The sequence below is a fragment of the Variovorax paradoxus genome (assembly GCF_024734665.1).
Classification (GTDB): domain Bacteria; phylum Pseudomonadota; class Gammaproteobacteria; order Burkholderiales; family Burkholderiaceae_C; genus Variovorax.
Genome location: NZ_CP102931.1, coordinates 4,373,990 through 4,391,648 on the forward strand (window position 1 = coordinate 4,373,990; position 17,659 = coordinate 4,391,648).

14 protein-coding genes and 1 pseudogene are annotated in these 17,659 nt (G+C 65.6%); 2 read left to right on the forward strand and 13 right to left on the reverse strand.

The annotated features are described in order from the left end of the window. Window positions 1-54: 54 nt before the first annotated feature. The 3 genes from NWF24_RS20650 to NWF24_RS20660 form a co-directional block, all read right to left on the reverse strand. Window positions 55-1,203 carry an ABC transporter substrate-binding protein gene (locus NWF24_RS20650; protein WP_375338482.1) on the reverse strand — a complete coding sequence of 383 codons (1,149 nt, stop codon included), beginning with the start codon at window positions 1,201-1,203 and terminating at the stop codon, window positions 55-57. Window positions 1,204-1,316: 113 nt separating this feature from the next. Next, the gene (locus tag NWF24_RS20655) at window positions 1,317-2,024 is read right to left on the reverse strand and encodes an ABC transporter ATP-binding protein (RefSeq protein WP_093079937.1); all 708 of its coding nucleotides are present in this window, start codon (window positions 2,022-2,024) and stop codon (window positions 1,317-1,319) included. Further along, window positions 2,024-2,794 carry an ABC transporter ATP-binding protein gene (locus NWF24_RS20660; RefSeq protein ID WP_093079935.1) on the reverse strand — a complete coding sequence of 257 codons (771 nt, stop codon included), beginning with the start codon at window positions 2,792-2,794 and terminating at the stop codon, window positions 2,024-2,026. The genes NWF24_RS20655 and NWF24_RS20660 overlap by 1 nt, the downstream gene beginning before the upstream one ends. A 256-nt stretch (window positions 2,795-3,050) precedes the next feature. Here NWF24_RS20660 and NWF24_RS20665 point away from each other — a divergent pair, with 256 nt between their 5' ends. After that, on the forward strand, window positions 3,051-4,250 hold the full coding sequence (locus tag NWF24_RS20665) for an AGE family epimerase/isomerase (RefSeq protein ID WP_258350157.1): 1,200 nt from the start codon (window positions 3,051-3,053) through the stop codon (window positions 4,248-4,250). 61 nt (window positions 4,251-4,311) lie between these two features. Here NWF24_RS20665 and NWF24_RS20670 read toward each other — a convergent pair. From NWF24_RS20670 to NWF24_RS20685, 4 genes and pseudogenes are all read right to left on the reverse strand, one after another. Next, window positions 4,312-5,877, reverse strand: a pseudogene (locus NWF24_RS20670) (DHA2 family efflux MFS transporter permease subunit); the annotation flags it as partial. A 47-nt stretch (window positions 5,878-5,924) separates the two neighbouring features. Continuing rightward, window positions 5,925-7,259 (reverse strand): HlyD family secretion protein, encoded by a 1,335-nt coding sequence (locus NWF24_RS20675; protein ID WP_258350158.1) that lies wholly within the window; start codon window positions 7,257-7,259, stop codon window positions 5,925-5,927. A 54-nt stretch (window positions 7,260-7,313) separates the two neighbouring features. Then, window positions 7,314-8,789, reverse strand: a complete 1,476-nt coding sequence (locus tag NWF24_RS20680; RefSeq protein ID WP_093079927.1) for an efflux transporter outer membrane subunit — start codon at window positions 8,787-8,789, stop codon at window positions 7,314-7,316. Further along, window positions 8,782-9,318, reverse strand: coding sequence for a MarR family winged helix-turn-helix transcriptional regulator (locus NWF24_RS20685; RefSeq protein ID WP_258350159.1), 537 nt, complete (start codon window positions 9,316-9,318; stop codon window positions 8,782-8,784). The genes NWF24_RS20680 and NWF24_RS20685 overlap by 8 nt, the downstream gene beginning before the upstream one ends. A gap of 77 nt (window positions 9,319-9,395) precedes the next feature. Here NWF24_RS20685 and NWF24_RS20690 point away from each other — a divergent pair, with 77 nt between their 5' ends. Further along, window positions 9,396-11,180 carry an ABC transporter transmembrane domain-containing protein gene (locus NWF24_RS20690; protein WP_258350160.1) on the forward strand — a complete coding sequence of 595 codons (1,785 nt, stop codon included), beginning with the start codon at window positions 9,396-9,398 and terminating at the stop codon, window positions 11,178-11,180. A 22-nt stretch (window positions 11,181-11,202) separates the two neighbouring features. Here NWF24_RS20690 and NWF24_RS20695 read toward each other — a convergent pair whose 3' ends face one another. From NWF24_RS20695 to nuoL, 6 genes are read right to left on the reverse strand one after another with little or no spacing between them, the layout of a single operon-like run. After that, window positions 11,203-11,655, reverse strand: coding sequence for a DUF1178 family protein (locus NWF24_RS20695; protein WP_258350161.1), 453 nt, complete (start codon window positions 11,653-11,655; stop codon window positions 11,203-11,205). A 7-nt stretch (window positions 11,656-11,662) separates the two neighbouring features. Next, window positions 11,663-12,274: an NUDIX domain-containing protein gene (locus tag NWF24_RS20700; protein WP_258350162.1), complete on the reverse strand. Its 612-nt coding sequence runs from the start codon at window positions 12,272-12,274 to the stop codon at window positions 11,663-11,665. A gap of 10 nt (window positions 12,275-12,284) precedes the next feature. Beyond that, window positions 12,285-12,590, reverse strand: a complete 306-nt coding sequence (locus tag NWF24_RS20705) for a DUF2818 family protein (protein WP_258350163.1) — start codon at window positions 12,588-12,590, stop codon at window positions 12,285-12,287. 13 nt (window positions 12,591-12,603) lie between these two features. After that, a complete protein-coding gene (nuoN, locus tag NWF24_RS20710; protein ID WP_093057842.1) occupies window positions 12,604-14,091 on the reverse strand; it encodes an NADH-quinone oxidoreductase subunit NuoN in 1,488 nt (495 codons plus the stop codon). Between the two features lie 24 nt (window positions 14,092-14,115). After that, window positions 14,116-15,594, reverse strand: a complete 1,479-nt coding sequence (locus NWF24_RS20715) for an NADH-quinone oxidoreductase subunit M (RefSeq protein WP_258350164.1) — start codon at window positions 15,592-15,594, stop codon at window positions 14,116-14,118. A 24-nt stretch (window positions 15,595-15,618) separates the two neighbouring features. Next, complete coding sequence (nuoL, locus tag NWF24_RS20720) at window positions 15,619-17,652, reverse strand: NADH-quinone oxidoreductase subunit L (protein WP_258350165.1); 2,034 nt, start codon at window positions 17,650-17,652, stop codon at window positions 15,619-15,621. Window positions 17,653-17,659 lie beyond the last annotated feature (7 nt).

Consider the following 17,659-nt stretch of genomic DNA (forward strand, 5'->3'; position numbering starts at 1 on the left):
GGGATGGTTCTCTCGGTTGACTTCAGTGGAAGGGTCTGGCGCGGCGTCAGCCGGTTATTTCCAGAGAGCGCATTTCGTCTCGGCCTTGGTCGTGAAGACCTGGTCGCCCGGCAGCGTCTTGAGCACCTTCAGGTAGTCCCAGGGCTTCTTCGATTCGGCGGGCGACTTCACCTCGACCAGGTACATGTCGTGGATGAAGCTGCCGTCGGCGCGGATGGTGCCCTTGGCATAGAAGTCGTCGACCTTCGTGCTCTTGAGCTGCGCCATCACCTTGTCGGAGTCGGTGGTCTTGGCGGCGGCCACGGCCTTCAGGTAGGTCATGGTGGCCGAGTAGTCGGCGGCCTGCACGTCGGTCGGCATGCGCTTGGTCTTCTCGAAGAAGCGGTTGGCAAACTTGCGCGATTCGTCGTTCAGGTCCCAATACCAGCTGGTGGTGTGCAGCAGGCCTTCGGTGTTCTTCAAGCCCAGGCTGTGGATGTCGCTCAGAAAGACCAGCAGGCCGGCCGTCTTCATGGTCTTGTTGATGCCGAATTCCTTGGCCGCCTTGATCGAGTTGATGGTGTCGCCGCCGGCATTGGCCAGGCCCAGGATCTGCGCCTTGGAGTTCTGCGCCTGCAGCAGGAACGAGGAGAAGTCCGACGCGTTCAGCGGATGGCGCACCGCGCCCACCACCGTGCCGCCCTTTTCCTTCACCACCTTGGTGGTGTCGGCTTCGAGCGCGTGGCCGAAGGCGTAGTCGGCCGTCAGGAAGAACCAGCTCTTGCCACCGCGGTCTACAACCGCCGCGCCGGTGCCTTTGGCCAGCGCCACGGTGTCGTAGGCGTAGTGGATGGTGTAGGGGCTGCACTGCTCGTTGGTGAGCACCGAGCTGCCAGCGCCGTTGTTGAAGTACACGCGCTTCTTCTCTTCCGCCACCTTGGCGGTGGCCAGCGCGGTACCGGAATTGGTGCCGCCGAAGACCATGGTCACGCCGGCCGTGTCGATCCATTCGCGGGCCTTGGAGGCGGCGATGTCAGCCTTGTTCTGGTGGTCGGCCACCAGCAGCTCGATGGGCTGGCCCAGCGCCTTGCCGCCGAAGTCGTCGATGGCCATCTGGATGGCGGTGGCGCCGCCTTTGCCTTCGAGGTCGGCGTACAGGCTCGACAGGTCGGTGACGAAGCCGATCTTCACTTTTTCCTGCGCCTGCGCGGCGCCCGCGCTCATGGCGAGGACGGCGACGGCGGTAGCGATGAGGCCGAGTTTTTTATTCATGGTGTTGTCTCCTGAAGAAATCTTTGTGGGATGCGAGAAAAGGTCTTGTGGACGTGTCTTTTGCTTCAGACGCCGAGCAGCTCGGTGAGCACCGGCATCTTGGCTTCGAGCTCGGCCGCGCCGAACTTCTCCACGATGCGGCCGTGCTCCATCACGTAGAAGCGGTCGGCCAGCGGCGCGGCGAAGCGGAAGTTCTGCTCCACCATGACGATGGTGTAGCCCTTGGAGCGCAGCGTGGTGATCATGCGGGCCAGCGCCTGCACGATGACCGGCGCGAGGCCTTCGGAAATTTCGTCGAGCAACAGCAGCTTGGCGCCCGTGCGCAGGATGCGCGCCACGGCCAGCATCTGCTGCTCGCCGCCCGACAGGCGCGTGCCCTGGCTGTTGCGGCGCTCGGCCAGGTTGGGAAACATGGCGTAGATCTCTTCGACCGACATGCCCTGCCCTGCGCCTTTGAGTTCGGGCGGCAGCAGGAGGTTTTCTTCGCAAGACAGGCTGGCGAAGATGCCGCGCTCTTCCGGGCAATAGCCGATGCCGAGGTGCGCAATGCGGTGCGTCGGCATGCCGATGGTCTCTTTGCCGTTGACCTCGATGCTGCCCTTGCGCGCACCGGTCAGGCCCATGATGGCGCGCAGCGTGGTGGTGCGGCCCGCGCCGTTGCGGCCCAGCAGCGTGACGACTTCGCCGGGCTGCACGACCATATCGACGCCATGCAGCACGTGCGATTCGCCGTACCAGGCTTGAAGGCCCTTGATCTCCAACGCGGCGGTCATCAGTGAGCCCCTTGGAGTTGGCCGTCGGTAGTGCCCATGTAGGCTTCCATCACCTGCGGGTTCTTCGAGACTTCGGCGTACGGGCCTTCGGCCAGCACGGCGCCGCGCTGCAACACGGTGATGGTGTCGGCGATGGTCGAGACCACGCTCATGTTGTGTTCGACCATCAGGATGGTGCGTCCAGCCGACACGCGCTTGATGAGTTCAGCCACGCGGTGCACGTCTTCATGGCCCATGCCCTGCGTGGGTTCGTCGAGCAGCATCAGCTCGGGCTCCATGGCCAGCGTGGTCGCGATCTCGAGCGCGCGCTTGCGGCCATAGGGCAGGTTCACCGTCTGTTCGTCGGCGAGCTCTTCGAGGCCGACTTCAGCCAGCAGCTCGCGGGCTCTGGCATCCAATGGCTTGAGCGACTTCTCGCTCTTCCAGAAGTGGTACGAGGTGCCCAGCCTGCGTTGCAGGCCCAGCCGCACGTTCTCGAGCAGCGTGAGGTGCGGGAACACGGCCGAGATCTGGAACGAGCGGATGATGCCGCGCCGCGCGATCTGCGCGGGCCGCTCGCCGGTGATGTCCTGCCCGTTGAACAGGATCGTGCCGGTGGTCGGTTCGAGGAACTTGGTGAGCAGGTTGAAGCAGGTCGTCTTGCCGGCACCGTTCGGACCGATGAGCGCGTGGATGGATCCGCGCACCACCGACAGGTCGACCTTGCTGACCGCCGTGAACCCTTTGAATTCCTTGGTGAGCTGGCGTGTTTCGAGAATGACGTCGCTCATCTCGCGAAGTCGCCCGGGTACGGAAAAAGAATGTCGGTCATGCGGTCCATCTCAATGCGCCACCATCGAGCGCGGACCGATTGTTCGTGGGCCTACCCCGCTTGCATACTGGGGCAAATGCCTATGCTGCAGTGCAACCTGCACGGACCGGCGCACATTCGAATCGGGGACTGTCGTTATGACGACAAAGAAAACTCCGGCGGCATCGGAAACCCCAAGCCGGTGCGCACAGGGGTCTGCGTAGACTGCAGCCAACATGCCGGACTTCCGCTCCCCCGACTTCCTGACCGACCACATCCTGCACACGCTGGCCTTCTACGAGCCGCGCGACCTCGATGCCACGGGCGGCTTCTTTCATTTCTTCAAGGACGACGGCACGGTGTACGACCGGCGTACGCGCCACCTGGTTAGCAGCACACGCTTCGTTTTCAACCACGCAATGGCGTATCGCCGCTTCGGCATTCCCGCGCATCTTGCGGCCGCGCGGCACGGCCTTGCGTTCGTCGAGCATGCGCATCGGCAGCCGGGCGGCGGCTATGCATGGCAGATCGACTGGCACCAGCAGCGCGCCACCGTGCAGGACGGCACCAACCACTGCTACGGCCTTGACTTCGTGCTGCTCGCGCAAGCGCATGCGCTGATGGCCGGCATCGAGGAAGCGCATGCGGGGCTGGAGCACACCTGGCAACTGATGGAACAGAATTTCTGGGAGCCGCGGCACCAGCTCTATGCCGACGAGGCCACGGCCGACTGGCGCATCGGCGCCTATCGCGGGCAGAACGCCAACATGCACGCCTGCGAGGCCCTGATGGCCGCCTTCGAAGCCACGCAGCAGACGCGCTACCTCGACCGCGCGCTGGCTGTGGCCGAATCCGTGACCGGCAAGCAGGCCGCGCTGGCCGACGGGCTGGTCTGGGAACACTACCGCGAAGACTGGTCGGTCGACTGGGACTACAACCGCGGCGACAAGAGCAACATCTTCAGGCCCTGGGGTTTCCAGACAGGCCACCTGACGGAGTGGGCCAAGCTGCTGCTGCAGTTGGAAGGCCATCTCGCCACCAAGGACCGTACGGCCGACTGGATCGTGCCGCGCGCGCGCCATTTCTTCGACACCGCCATGTTCCGCGGCTGGGATGCCGACAACGGCGGGCTGGTCTACGGCTTCGGCCCCGACGGCAAGGTGTGCGACGGCGACAAGTACTTCTGGGTACAGGCCGAGAGCTTCGCGGCGGCCGCCCTGCTCGCGGTGCGCACCGGCGAGGCCAGCTACTGGGACTGGTACGACAGCATCTGGGCCTACAGCTGGGAGCACTTCGTCGACCACCGGCACGGCGCCTGGTACCGCATCCTCACGCCGCAGAACCGGAAGATCAGCGACGAGAAGAGCCCTGCCGGCAAGACCGACTATCACACCATGGGCGCGTGCCACGACGTGCTCAGGGCGCTGCGCAAATAAGAACCCCCAGGCTCCTCGCGGAGGCTGGGGGTGATTGGATCGGCGTGAAGACGATGCGCGGTCAGTGTGCTCCGGCTGCGGCGTCGCCACCGGCGCCGCCCTTCTGCGGCCTTGCCAGCCACACCAGCGGAATCAGCAGCAGGAACAGGATCGCCGACGCGTAGAAGATGTCGTTCGTGGCCAGCATGTAGGCCTGCTGGTCGACGATGCGGTTGATCTGCCCCAGCACCTGGTCGGCGCTGAAGCCGCTGGCGTTGAGCCCGGACATTGCGCTCGTGGCTGCATTGTTGCCCTGGTTGATCGTCTCGGCCAGTTGCGTGTGGTGCAGCGTGGCACGGTTGTCCCACAGCGTGGTGGTGATCGACGTGCCCATTGCACCCGCCGTGATCCGCAGGAAGTTCGACAGCCCCGACGCGGCCGGGATGCGGTCGGGCGTGAGGCCCGACAGCGTGATGGTCACGAGCGGGATGAAGAAGAACGCCATCGCGATGCCCTGGATCACCGTCGGGATGATGATGGTGACGAAGTCGGCCTGCGTATTGAAGTTCGACCGCATCCACAGCACCAGTGCGAACACCAGGAACGAGAAGGTCGCGTAGCGGCGCGGATCGATCTTGGCCACCGTGAGCCCCACCACCGGCGAGAAGAAGATCGCCAGCAGCCCCACGGGCGCCATGATCATTCCCGCCTGCGTGGCGGTGTAGCCCATCCACTGTTGCAGCCACAGCGGCAGCAGCACCACGTTGCCGAAGAACAGGCCGTAGGCCACGGCCGTTGCCACGGCGCCCGACCAGAAGTTGCGGCGCTTGAACAGCGACAGGTCGACCACCGGGTGCTTGTCGGTCAGCTCCCAGATCAGGAAGAACGCGAAGCCGACCACGGCCACCACCGCCATCGTGACGATCTGCGGCGAATGGAACCAGTCGAGCTCCTTGCCCTTGTCGAGCATGAGCTGCATCGAGCCCACCCACAGCACCAGCAGCGCAAGGCCGATGGCGTCGATCGGCACCTTGTGCGTGGTGCTCTCGCGCTTGCGGTACAGCGCCCAGGTAATGGCCGCCGCGACGATGCCCACGGGGATGTTGATGTAGAAGATCCACGGCCACGAGATGTTGTCGGTGATCCAGCCGCCCAGCAGCGGCCCCATCACCGGCGCGACCAGCGTGGTCATCGACCACATGGCCATCGCAAGGCCTGCCTTGGCGCGCGGATAGCTCGACAGCAGCAGCGTCTGCGACAGCGGGATCATCGGGCCCGCAACGAAGCCCTGCAGCGCGCGAAAGGCGATGAGCGTCGTCATGTTCGGCGCCAGGCCGCACAGCAGCGAGGCGACCATGAACAGGATCACGCTGGCCATGAACAGGCGCACCTGTCCGAAGCGCTGCGTCATGAAGCCCGTGAGCGGCACCGCGATGGCGTTGGCCACCGCGAAGCTGGTGATGACCCAGGTGCCTTGCGTGGTGCTCACGCCCAGGTCGCCCGAGATGGCGGGCAGCGACACGTTCGCGATCGACGAATCGAGCACGTTCATGAAGGTTGCCGCAGACAGCGCTACCGTGCCCCAGACGCGGGCTGCGCCTTCGAGCGGTGGATGCGCAACGTAAGCAGGAGCAGCGGTGGCCATTGCGGTCGCGCGAACTGTTTGCCTGAGTTACCCGAGGGAAGCGCGGGCGATCAGCCCGGCTGCCCCTGCACTGCCACCGATGCCGCGGCGGGTGCGCTCGACGGTGCCGCCGAGCCCTTCGACGGCGCGGTGGCCGTGGCCGGTGCGCTGCGGCCGAGGTTGGCCGCGACGATGCGGTCGACTTCGGCGTCGGCGCCGCGGTCGAGCTGGCTGTAGACCTGCGTCTGTGTCAGCGCGGTGGCGCGCGGCGCGTCGGCGAGCATCTTGCCGCTCTTGGACGAGATGTCGACTTCGGCGTCCATCGACAGGCCGATGCGCAGCGGGTTGGCCTTGAGCTGCTCGGGGTCGAGCGCGATGCGCACGGGCACGCGCTGCACCACCTTGATCCAGTTGCCGGTGGCGTTCTGCGCGGGCAGCAGCGCGAACGCACTGCCGGTGCCAACGCCCAGGCCCGCGACCTTGCCGGTGTATTCGACCTTCTTGCCGTACACGTCGGCCGTGAGCTTCACGGGCTGGTCGATACGGATGTTGCGCAGCTGCACTTCCTTGAAGTTGGCGTCGACCCACAGCTGGTTGAGCGGCACGATCGACATCATCGGCGTGCCGGCCGCCACGCGCTGGCCGAGCTGCACGGTGCGCTTGGCGACGTAGCCGTCGACCGGTGCGGGCATGGCCACACGCTGGGTGGCGAGGTAGGCCTCGCGCACCTTGGCGGCTGCGGCCAGCACGCTCGGGTGCTGGGCCACGCTGGTGCCGTCGGTCAGCGACTGGTTGCTGACCAGAGCTTCCTTCGCGGCGACCACGCCGGCCTGCGCAGCGGCGAGTGCGCTCTTGGCGGTATCGAGCTGCGTCTCGGCGTGGTTGAGTTCTTCCTTCGACACGGCGCCGTTGCCTGACAGCGCGCGGCGGCGCTGCAGGTCGTCCTGCGCCTTGGCGATGTCGCTCTGCGCCTTGACGATGTCGGACTGGCGCAGCGTGACCTGCGCGGCCAGCGAGCCGTTGTTGGCGTACAGCGTGCGCACCTGGCGCACAGCCTGCGCGAGCGCGGCTTCGGCCTGTTCGAGCGATACCTTGGCGTCGGCCGGGTCGAGCTGCACCAGCGGCTGGCCGGCCTTCACGAAGTCGGTGTCATCGGCGCCGATGGCCATCACGGTGCCGCCGATCTGCGGCGTGATCTGAATCACGTTGCCCTGCACGTAGGCGTTGTCGGTGTCCTCGTAGTGGCTGGCAACCAGCCATTCGTAGAGGCCCCAGCCGCCGCCGACGACGATCACCACCGCGGCAAGCGCGGTGAGTGCGCGGCGGCGCTTGCCGTTGCCGGCGGGCGCCTCGGGGGCTGCAGGAGCTGCAGCTGCAGCGGGCGTCGGAGTGTTGTTGTCGCTCATGATGAAGTTCTTTCCGAAGACGAGGGAGTCGGGTCAGTTCTGGTCGGTTCTTGTTCAGTTCACTGCGGCCGCAGGGGCCGAAGCGGTGGCCGTGGCCGGGGGCTGCCAGCCGCCGCCCAGTGCGCGCGCCAGGCCCACCTGCGTGTCGAGCGCGCGGGCGGCGAGGTCGACGGCCAGCCGGCGCTGCGCCAGCACGGAGGTTTCTGCGGTCAGCACGTTGAGGTAGTTGCCGAGGCCCGCGCGGTAGCGCTGCACGGCGATGTCGTAGGCGCCTTCGGCAGCGGTCTGCGCGGCGCGTTGTTCGGTTTGCTGGCGCGTGATCGACTGCGCGCTCGTGACCTGGTCGGCCGCGTCGCGCACCGCGTCGAGCACGGTGGCGTTGTAGCTTTCGATGGCCACGTCGAGGTCGGCCGACTTGCCGCGCAGGTTGGCGCGCAGCTTGCCGCCTTCGAAGATCGGCAGGCTGATGGCCGGGCCCACGCCCCACTGCTCGCTGCCCGACTTCAGCAGCTTGCCGAAGCCCAGGCTCTGGAAGCCGACGAAGGCCGTGAGGTTCACGTTGGGATAGAAGAGCGTCTTGGCGTTGGCCACGTCGCTCGTGGCGGCCTCGACGCGCCAGCGCGCGGCGGCGATGTCGGCGCGGCGGCCGAGCAGGTCGGCCGGAATGCTGCCCTGCAGTGCCATCGGCTTGACGCCGGCCAGCACCGGCGGCTTGAGGGATGCCGACACGTTCGGCTGGCCGACGAGCGCGTCGAGCGCGTGCTGCTGCAGCGCGATCTGCTCGTTGAGCGATTCGATCTGCTGGCGTGCCTCGGGCAGGCCGCCTTCGCTCTGGCGCAGTTCGAGGCGGGTGTCGAGACCGGCGGACACGCGGTCGCGCACGAGCTTGAGCGTTTCGTCGCGCTGCGCCAGCGTGCGCTGGGCCACGGTGAGTTGGTCGTTCAGGCGCGCCCATTGAAAGTAGCTGCGTGCCACGTTGCTCGCAAGCAGCACGCGGGCGGCGTCCGCGTCGGCGGCCGCGGCATTCGCCGAGCCGATGGCAGCGTCGAGCGCGGTGCGGTTCTTGCCGAAGAAGTCGAGCTCCCAGCTTGCGCCGAGCTGCAGCAGGCCGATGTTCTGCGTGGAGCCGCCCAGCGGTGCCGGGTAGATGTAGTTGCTGTTGAACTTCTGGCGATCCAGGTCGAGCTCGGCGTTGACCTTCGGCTTGAGGGCCGAGCCGGCGATGTCGGCGGAGGCCTGCGCGCGCGCGAGGCGGGCTTGGGCGACCTGCAGGTTGGGGTTGCCGGCCACAGCCTGGTCGATCAGCGAATTGAGCTGCGTGTCGCCGAAGGCGAGCCACCATTGGCTGTCGAGGCGGGACACAGGCGCCGCGGCGCTGTCGGGCGCGATGCCCAGCGACGAAGCGTCGCGCAGCTTGGCCTGCGAGCCGATGCCGGCCATGTCGGCACAGCCGGCAAGTGCGACCACGAGCAATGCTGCGGCCACGACGGGGGTGCGACGCACAGCGCGCACGGCGAGGGAATCAGTCATTTTTATCTCCACGGGCCGCGAGAGCCTGGGCGTTGTCGAGGATGCGGCGCAAGTAACCCTTGAGCTGCTCCCATTCTTCGGCGCTGAAGCCAGCGAGGTGTTCGTTCTGCACACGGCTCAGCACGTAAGGCACTTCCTTGGCGGCGGCACGGCCTTCGTCGGTGAGCTCGATGTTGACCACGCGGCGGTCTTCGAGCGAGCGCACGCGGCGGCACAGGCCCTTGGCCTCGAGGCGGTCGAGCAGGCGCGTCATGGCGCCGGTGTCGAGTTCGCAGGCGCGGGCCAGTTCGGCCACGGTGGTGGCGGCGCCGGTGTGCAATTTGTATAGAGGCACCCATTGCGGATAGGTCGGGCCGCCAGGCTCGCACATGCGGGTTTCTACTGCCTGACCGACCGCGGTGACGATGCGGCGCATCAGGTAACCGATGCTGTCTTCGGTCGAATAAGTCTCCGCGCGATAGAAGACAGGCGGGCGACGCTCAGCGTCGGCGGGGGCCGACGAGGCTTCTGGAGTGTTTGCATCGCTCATGGCTCGAAATATTAGCTGCCGTGGCAGTAATTGTCAAGGCCGCCTTTGTGGAGGCAAGGGATCGTTAGAATCGGCGCATGGCTTCTACCCCACCGTCTTCCATGGCCAAGGGCTCGCCCCGGTCGCTGTCGGGCCTGAGCCCTTTTCTTCGGCCCTACCGCGTGCAGATCGTGCTGGCGGCCCTCTTTCTGGTGCTGGCGGCGGTTACCACGCTGGTTTTCCCTATCGCATTGCGCAGCCTGATTGACGGCGGCTTGATCAGCACCGACAAAGGCGCCCAGACCATGGCACTGCGCGAGCACTTCGGCGCCCTCTTCGCGGTGGCCGTGGCGCTGGGCGTTTTCTCGGCGGCGCGCTTCTATACAGTGAGCTGGCTGGGCGAGCGTGTGACGGCCGACATCCGCAACGCGGTCTACGGCCATGTGCTGAAGCAAAGCCCCGTCTTCTTCGAAACCACGCAGACCGGCGAAGTGCTGTCGCGCCTGACGGCCGACACCACGCTCGTGCAGACGGTCGTCGGCTCTTCGCTGAGCATGGGCCTGCGCAACGCGGTGATGGGCGTGGGCGCACTGGCCGTGCTGATCTGGACCAACCCCTACGTGATGGTGCAGGTACTGGGCATCCTCGTGCTGGTGGTGCTGCCGAGCATGTGGTTCGGCCGCCGCGTGCGCAAGCTGTCGCGCGCCAGCCAGGACCGCGTGGCCGATTCGAGCGCCATCGCCGCCGAGGTGCTGAACGCCATTCCCGTGGTGCAGAGCTACACGGCCGAAGACCGCGAGGCCGCGCGCTTCAACGGCTCGACCGAGAACGCCTTTCGCACCGCCGTGCGCCGCACCAAGGCACGCTCGGTGCTGGTGGCGTTCATCATCATCGCGACCTCGGCGGCGCTGCTCTGGGGTCTCTATCAAGGTACGCAGGCAGTGCTGCGCGGCGACATCACGGCCGGCCATCTGGGCCAGACCGTCGTCTACGTCGCCATCCTGGCCAGCGCGACTGCGGTGCTCGGCGAGGTGTATGGCGACCTGCTGCGTGCAGCCGGTGCGACCGAGCGGCTGATGGAACTGCTGCATGCGCCCGCCGCCATCTTTTCACCGCCGAGCCCGACGGTCACGCCTGTCCCCGTGGCGGGCAGCACGATCAAGTTCGATGCAGTGACCTTCCATTACCCATCCCGACCGGGCACACCAGCACTGCGCGACTTCAGTCTCGAAGTCGCGCCGGGCGAAACCGTGGCACTGGTGGGATCGAGCGGCGCGGGCAAGAGCACGGTGTTCCAGCTATTGCTGCGCTACTACGACCCGCAATCGGGCCGCCTGCTGCTCGACGGCGCGCCGCTGGCCTCGCTCGCCCTGCCCGACCTGCGCACCCGCATCGGCCTCGTGCCGCAGGACGCCGTGATCTTCTCGACCACCGCGTTCGAGAACATCCGCTACGGTCGTCCCGAAGCCACGGCCGATGAAGTGCATGCCGCAGCACGCGCAGCCTTCGCCCACGACTTCCTCCAGGCGCTGCCTGAGGGCTACGACACCTTCCTCGGCGAGCGCGGCGTGCGTCTGTCGGGCGGACAGCGCCAGCGCATCGCAATTGCGCGCGCGATCCTGAAGAACCCGCCGCTGCTGCTGCTCGACGAAGCCACGAGCGCGCTCGATGCGGAAAGCGAGCGCATGGTGCAGGCGGCCCTGGAATCGGCGATGGAGAACCGGACCACGCTGGTCATCGCCCACCGGCTGGCAACGGTACAGAAGGCCGACCGCATCGTGGTGCTGGACCACGGCGGGATCGTCGAACAGGGAACGCATGCGACGCTGGTCGCACAGGGCGGTGTGTACGCGCGCCTGGCTGCGCTTCAGTTCACGACCTGAGCGGCCGCGCCCGACTGATCGATTACTGCAGGGTTTCTTTCAGCCCCGCCGGAATCGGCAGCGCCATCACCGGAATGCCCTCGTCGAGCAGCGCTTCGGTCTGCTCCGGCGTCGCCTGGCCGCGAATGCCGCGCTCCTGGGCTTCGCCGTAGTGCATCTTGCGGGCTTCGTCGGCAAAGCGATCGCCGACGTCTTCGGTCTTTGCCAGCACCTCGCGCACGGCGCGCATCCAGCGGGCTTCGGGCGAGAGTTCGGCAGGAACGCTTGAGGCAGCAGCAACTGGTGCCGCAGCCTCAGGCGCCTTGGCATTGCTCAGATTGAGTCGCGGCGCGCTCAGCAGCTTGACGACGGCGGTGTCGCCGCAGATCGGGCACTCGACCAGTCCGCTAGCCAACTGGCTGTCGAAGGCCTCGTTGGACGCGAACCAGCCCTCGAAGCCGTGGCCGTGCGCGCAGCGGAGATTGAGAACCTTCATGCGGGGATTATCCCGCGCTGCCTTCCGCAGGGGCAGCCTTCCAATCCAGTGCCCATGCGCCCGAAAGGACGTTCTGCAGCCAGAGCGTGCAGGTCAGAGTCTTGGCGTCGGTCACTTTGCCGTCGCGGCACCAGCCGGCCAGCTCATCGGGCGTGCCCGTGAACACGTCGAGAAACTCGCCGTGGTCGAGCTGCCGCTCCCCAAGCGAAAGGCCACGCGCGAAGTAGATGTGGATGATTTCGGTCGAGTACGCCACCGCCAGGTGCATCGCGCCCGCATACGCCCATTCGCGCGCGGTGTAGCCCGTTTCCTCGAGCAGTTCGCGCCGGCCGCAGTCGAACGGGTCTTCGCCCGCGTCGAGCTTGCCCGCCGGAAATTCGATCATCACGTGGCCGACCGGATAGCGGAACTGCCGCTCCAGCACCACCCGACCGTCGTCCAGCAGCGGAATCACCACCACAGCGCCCGGATGCACCACGTACTCGCGCGTGGCGCTGTGGCCATCGGGCAGCCGGATGGTGTCGCGCCTGGCCTCCAGGAACTTGCCCTTGAACAGCTCCTCGCGGCTCGTGAGCTCTTCCTTCAGGTGGGAATCGGTGGTGTCGATGGGCGTGGTCATGTCGTCGTCCTCAATGCCTGTGCTTCATCAGATAGCGCCAGGTGAACCCTGGAAAGGCCAGCACGATGAACAGCGCGCCGGTCACCGCATAGAACTCCCAGCCCTGCGGGGCGATCTGCCCTGCCCTGCGCTCGAACAGCAGCCCGATGCCACCGGCCAGAAAGTACAAGACCACCAGTTCGGCGAGGCGCACCGCGAGCGGCTTGGGGTTCGTCGCAAGCGGCACGACGCCGAACAGGCGGTCGTTGAAGAACGGCAGGTTGGCGGCCACCAGGGCCACCAGCAGAACGACCCAGACCGACGCGGTTTGCGACACCAGGTCGGCCGCGTCAGTGGGCCAGGGTTGCCACGATCGCGTCGTAGCAAAGCGTCATCAGGCCGCCGGGCACGATGCCCAGGATCAGGATCAGCGCGCCGTTGATCGTGAGCACGGTGCGCACGTCGCGCGGTGCCGACACGGTGGTGGCCGTGACGGGCGCGTCGAAGTACATGACCTTGACCACGCGCAGGTAGTAGAACGCGCCGATCAGCGACATCATCACCGCGAACACGGCCAGGCCGATGTAGATGGCGTGGCCCGAGGCGATCAGCGCCTGCAGCACGGCCAGCTTCGCGTAGAAGCCGACCAGCGGCGGCAGGCCGGCCAGCGAGAACATCGCAATGGCCATGACGCCGGCGTACAGCGGGCTGCGCTGGTTCAGGCCAGCCAGGTCGGTGATCTCTTCGCTTTCGAAGCCTTCGCGCGCCAGCAGCAGGATGATGCCGAAGCTGGCCAGCGTGGTCAGCACGTAGGTCACGATGTAGAACATCGAGGCGCTGTAGGCGTACTGGGCGTTGTAAGTGCCCTGCTGGTCCGAGCCGGCAACCAGGCCGAGGAGCATGAAGCCCATCTGCGAGATCGTCGAATAGGCCAGCATGCGCTTCAGGTTGCTCTGCGCAATGGCCGCCAGGTTGCCAACCAGCAGCGAGGCGATGGCCAGCACGGCCAGCATCTGCTGCCAGTCGATGGCCAGCGGCTGCAGCGCATCGACCAGCAGGCGGATGATGATGGCGAAGGCAGCCAGTTCGGGCGCGGCGCCGATCAGCAACGTGATCGCAGTCGGAGCGCCCTGGTAGACGTCAGGCACCCACATGTGGAACGGCGCAGCGCCCACCTTGAAGGCCAGGCCGGCGACGATGAACACCAGGCCGAACACCAGCACCTGGTGGTTCACCTTGCCGCTTGCGATGGTCTTGAACACTTCGTTGACGTCGAGCGAGCCGGTCGCGCCGTACATCATCGACAGGCCGTACAGCAGGAAGCCGCTGGCCATCGCGCCGAGCACGAAGTACTTCATGGCGGCTTCGCTGGCCACCGCGTTGTCGCGGCGCAGCGCCACCAGGGCATAGCTCGACAGCGTGAGCAGTTCGAGGCCCAGGTAGATCAGCAGGAAGTTGCTGCCCGAGATCATCACGAACATGCCCAGCAGCGCGAACATGCTGACGGTGAACATTTCGCCGCCGCGCAGCATCTCGCGGTCAGCCGCATAGGGACGGCCGTAGACCAGCGTGACCATCAGGGCGACGGTGGCAAAGCACTTGAGCCAGTTGCCCATCGGGTCGCTGACGACCATGCCGCCGAAGCCGTAGATCGTCTTGGCGTCCAGGGCCTGCAGGCCCGACAGCACGGCGACCACGGCCAGCGTGGCCAGCGTCAGCACATAGGTGCGGGTACGGCGCGGGCTCGTGTCCGACAGGTCGACCAGCGCAATGATGCAGGCCATGACCAGCAACACGATTTCGGGGTAGATCGTGACCCAGCTGAGTTTGTCAATCATCTCGTTCTCTTCTTCAGCGTGGCATCAGGAAGGCAGCTTCGAAACTGCCACGTGGCGCAGGAGCTCGGTCACCGAGGCGTCCATCGCGTCGGTGAACGGCTTCGGGAACAGGCCCATCCACAGCACGGCGATGGCCAGCAGTGCCAGCATCAGGAACTCGCGGGCGTTGATGTCGCTGAGCTCCTTGACATGGTCGTTGCCGACCGGGCCCAGGTACACGCGCTTGTACATCCAGAGGGTGTAGGCCGCGCCGAAAATCAGCGCGGTGGCGGCGCCGAGGCCGATCCAGAAGTTGGCCTTCACGGCGCCCAGGATCACCATCCACTCGCCCACGAAACCGGCGGTGCCCGGCAGGCCGCAGTTGGCCATGGCGAACAGCAGCGCGAACGCGGCGAACTTGGGCATGGTGTTGACCACGCCGCCGTAGTCGGCGATCTGGCGCGAGTGCACGCGGTCGTACAGCACGCCGATGCCCAGGAACATGGCGCCCGACACGAAGCCGTGCGCAATCATCTGCACGATGCCGCCGGACACGCCGAGCTCGTTGAAGATGAAGAAGCCGAGCGTCACGAAGCCCATGTGGGCCACCGACGAATAAGCCACCAGCTTCTTCATGTCCTGCTGCACCAGTGCCACCAGGCCCACGTAGATCACGGCGATCAGCGACAGCGCGATCATGAGCCAGGCCCATTCGTGGGAGGCGTCGGGCGCGATGGGCATCGAGAAGCGCAGGAAGCCATAGGCACCCAGCTTCAGCATGATCGCGGCCAGCACGGCGGAGCCGCCGGTGGGCGCCTCGACGTGCACGTCGGGCAGCCAGGTGTGCACCGGCCACATCGGCACCTTCACGGCGAAGGCCGCGAAGAAGGCGAAGAACAGGAAGGTCTGCGCGGTCGAACTCAGCGGCAGCTTGTGCCAGGCCAGGATGTCGAAGCTGCCGCCCGACTTGTTGTACAGGAAGATCAGTGCAACCAGCATCAGCAGCGAGCCGAGCAAGGTGTACAAGAAGAACTTGAACGCCGCGTAGATCTTGTTCGGGCCGCCCCAGATGCCGATGATCAGGTACATCGGGATCAACGTGGCTTCGAAGAACACGTAGAACAGCACGCCGTCGAGCGCGGAGAACACGCCGATCATGAAGCCCGACAGGATCAGGAACGCGCCCATGTACTGGTTCACGCGCTCGGTGATCACTTCCCAGGCCGAGATCACGACGACGACCGTGATGAACGACGTCAGCAGCACCAGCCAGAGCGACAGACCGTCGATCCCGAGGTGGTAGTTGACGTTGAAGCGTGCGATCCAGCCCGTCTTTTCGACGAACTGCATCGCGGCAGTGCCGTTCTGGAAACGCGTGAACAGCGGCACCGTGACCAGGAAGCTCACGATGGCACCGACTAGCGCGACCCAGCGCACGCCCTTGGCATGCTCGTCACGGCCAAACGCCAGCAGCACGGCGCCGAATGCGATCGGCACCCAGATGGCAAGGCTCAACAAACCCATTTTTCTTTTTCTCCAGCGCTAGGCTCAGCGTTTGAACCAGACGAAGTACGTCATCAGGATGAAGATGCCGAGCAGCATCGCGAAGGCGTAGTGGTAGATATAGCCAGACTGCATCCAGCGCACCACACCCGAAATCCGGCCAATCACTTTCCACGAACCGTTGACGACGGCGCCGTCGATGAGCGCCTGGTCGCCGCCCTTCCACAGACCGGTGCCAAGCGCGCGCGTGGCGCGGGCAATGACGTTCTCGTTGAACCAGTCCATGTAGTACTTGTTCTCGAGCAGGCGGTAGATCGGGCCGCAGGCGCGCTTGATCGCAGCCGGCAGCGCCGGGTTGATCATGTACATGTACCAGGACAGGACTACGCCAGCCAGCGCCAGCCAGAACGGCGCAGCCTGCAGGCCGTGGATGGCCATGGCCACCGGACCGTGGAAGGCTTCTTCCAGTTCCTTCATGGCGTGATGCTTCGAACCATCCACGAAGATCGCGTTCTTGAAGAACTCGCCGAACAGCATCGGCTCGATCGTCATGAAGCCGATCACCACCGAGGGAATGGCCAGCAGCACCAGCGGCAGCCAGACGACCATCGGCGACTCGTGCGGCTTCTGGTCATGACCGTGACCATGATCGTCATTACCGTGACCATGGTCGTCATGGTGCGCGTCGGGGTTCTGGTCGTAGCGTTCCTTGCCGTGGAAGACCAGGAAGTACATGCGGAACGAATAGAACGCCGTGATGAACACGCCGGCCAGCACCGCGTAATACGCGAAGTTCGCGCCCCACAGGTGGCTTTCGTGCACCGCTTCGATGATGCTGTCCTTCGAGTAGAAGCCGGCGAAGAACGGCGTGCCGATCAGCGCGAGCGAACCCAGCAGCGAGGTGATCCAGGTGATCGGCATGTACTTGCGCACGCCGCCCATCCAGCGGATGTCCTGGTTGTGGTGCATGCCGATGATCACCGAGCCGGCGCCGAGGAACAGCAGCGCCTTGAAAAACGCGTGCGTCATCAGGTGGAACACCGCGACCGAGTAGGCCGAGGCACCGAGCGCCACCGTCATGTAGCCGAGCTGCGAGAGCGTCGAATACGCGACCACGCGCTTGATGTCGTTCTGGATGATGCCCAGGAAGCCCATGAACAGCGCAGTGATGGCACCGATCACGAGGATGAAGCTCAGGGCCGTGTCGCTCAGCTCGAACAGCGGCGACATGCGCGCCACCATGAAGATGCCGGCCGTCACCATCGTTGCCGCGTGGATCAGCGCGGAGATGGGCGTCGGGCCTTCCATCGAGTCGGGCAGCCACACATGCAGCGGGAACTGGGCGCTCTTGCCCATCGCGCCGATGAACAGGCAGATGCAGATCACCGTGATGAGCATCCACTCGGTGCCCGGGAAGGTGATGCCTGCCAGCGTGCCTGCCTTGGCGAAGGCCTCGGTGTAGTTCAGCGTGCCGGCGTAGGCAGCGATCAGGCCGATGCCGAGGATGAAGCCGAAGTCGCCAACGCGGTTGACCAGGAAGGCCTTCATGTTCGCGAAGATCGCGGTCGGCTTGTTGAACCAGAAGCCGATCAGCAGGTACGACACCAGGCCCACCGCTTCCCAGCCGAAGAACAGCTGGAGCATGTTGTTGCTCATGACGAGCATCAGCATCGAGAAGGTGAACAGCGAGATGTACGCGAAGAAGCGGTTGTAGCCGTCGTCTTCTTCCATGTAGCCGATGGTGTAGATGTGGACCATCAGCGACACGAAGGTCACGACGCACATCATCATCGCGGTAAGGCCGTCGACCATGAAGCCGACTTCCATCTTCAGGCCGCCCACCACCATCCATTCATAGATGGTTTCGTTGAAGCGGGCGCCGTCGGCCACCACGCTCTTGAGCGTCATGGCCGAGATGATGAAGGCGACCAGCACGCCGAGGATGGTCAGCGAATGCGTGACCTTGCGGCCGATGTGATTGCCGCCGAACTTGGTGCCGAACAGGCCGGCGACAGCGGCGCCGACCAGGGGTGCCAGCGGCACGGCCAGCAAGGTGGATGCGGAAAGGGTTGCGCTCATGTTGCTT

Excerpts from the sequence above, each read along its gene's own strand:
- NWF24_RS20650 (WP_375338482.1), bottom strand. The coding sequence starts at position 1,203 with ATGAGCGCGGGCGCCGCGCAGGCGCAGGAAAAAGTGAAGATCGGCTTC.
- NWF24_RS20655 (WP_093079937.1), bottom strand. The coding sequence starts at position 2,024 with ATGACCGCCGCGTTGGAGATCAAGGGCCTTCAAGCCTGGTACGGCGAA.
- NWF24_RS20660 (WP_093079935.1), bottom strand. The coding sequence starts at position 2,794 with ATGAGCGACGTCATTCTCGAAACACGCCAGCTCACCAAGGAATTCAAA.
- NWF24_RS20665 (WP_258350157.1), top strand. The coding sequence starts at position 3,051 with ATGCCGGACTTCCGCTCCCCCGACTTCCTGACCGACCACATCCTGCAC.
- NWF24_RS20675 (WP_258350158.1), bottom strand. The coding sequence starts at position 7,259 with ATGAGCGACAACAACACTCCGACGCCCGCTGCAGCTGCAGCTCCTGCA.
- NWF24_RS20680 (WP_093079927.1), bottom strand. The coding sequence starts at position 8,789 with ATGACTGATTCCCTCGCCGTGCGCGCTGTGCGTCGCACCCCCGTCGTG.
- NWF24_RS20685 (WP_258350159.1), bottom strand. The coding sequence starts at position 9,318 with ATGAGCGATGCAAACACTCCAGAAGCCTCGTCGGCCCCCGCCGACGCT.
- NWF24_RS20690 (WP_258350160.1), top strand. The coding sequence starts at position 9,396 with ATGGCTTCTACCCCACCGTCTTCCATGGCCAAGGGCTCGCCCCGGTCG.
- NWF24_RS20695 (WP_258350161.1), bottom strand. The coding sequence starts at position 11,655 with ATGAAGGTTCTCAATCTCCGCTGCGCGCACGGCCACGGCTTCGAGGGC.
- NWF24_RS20700 (WP_258350162.1), bottom strand. The coding sequence starts at position 12,274 with ATGACCACGCCCATCGACACCACCGATTCCCACCTGAAGGAAGAGCTC.
- nuoN (WP_093057842.1), bottom strand. The coding sequence starts at position 14,091 with ATGATTGACAAACTCAGCTGGGTCACGATCTACCCCGAAATCGTGTTG.
- NWF24_RS20715 (WP_258350164.1), bottom strand. The coding sequence starts at position 15,594 with ATGGGTTTGTTGAGCCTTGCCATCTGGGTGCCGATCGCATTCGGCGCC.
- nuoL (WP_258350165.1), bottom strand. The coding sequence starts at position 17,652 with ATGAGCGCAACCCTTTCCGCATCCACCTTGCTGGCCGTGCCGCTGGCA.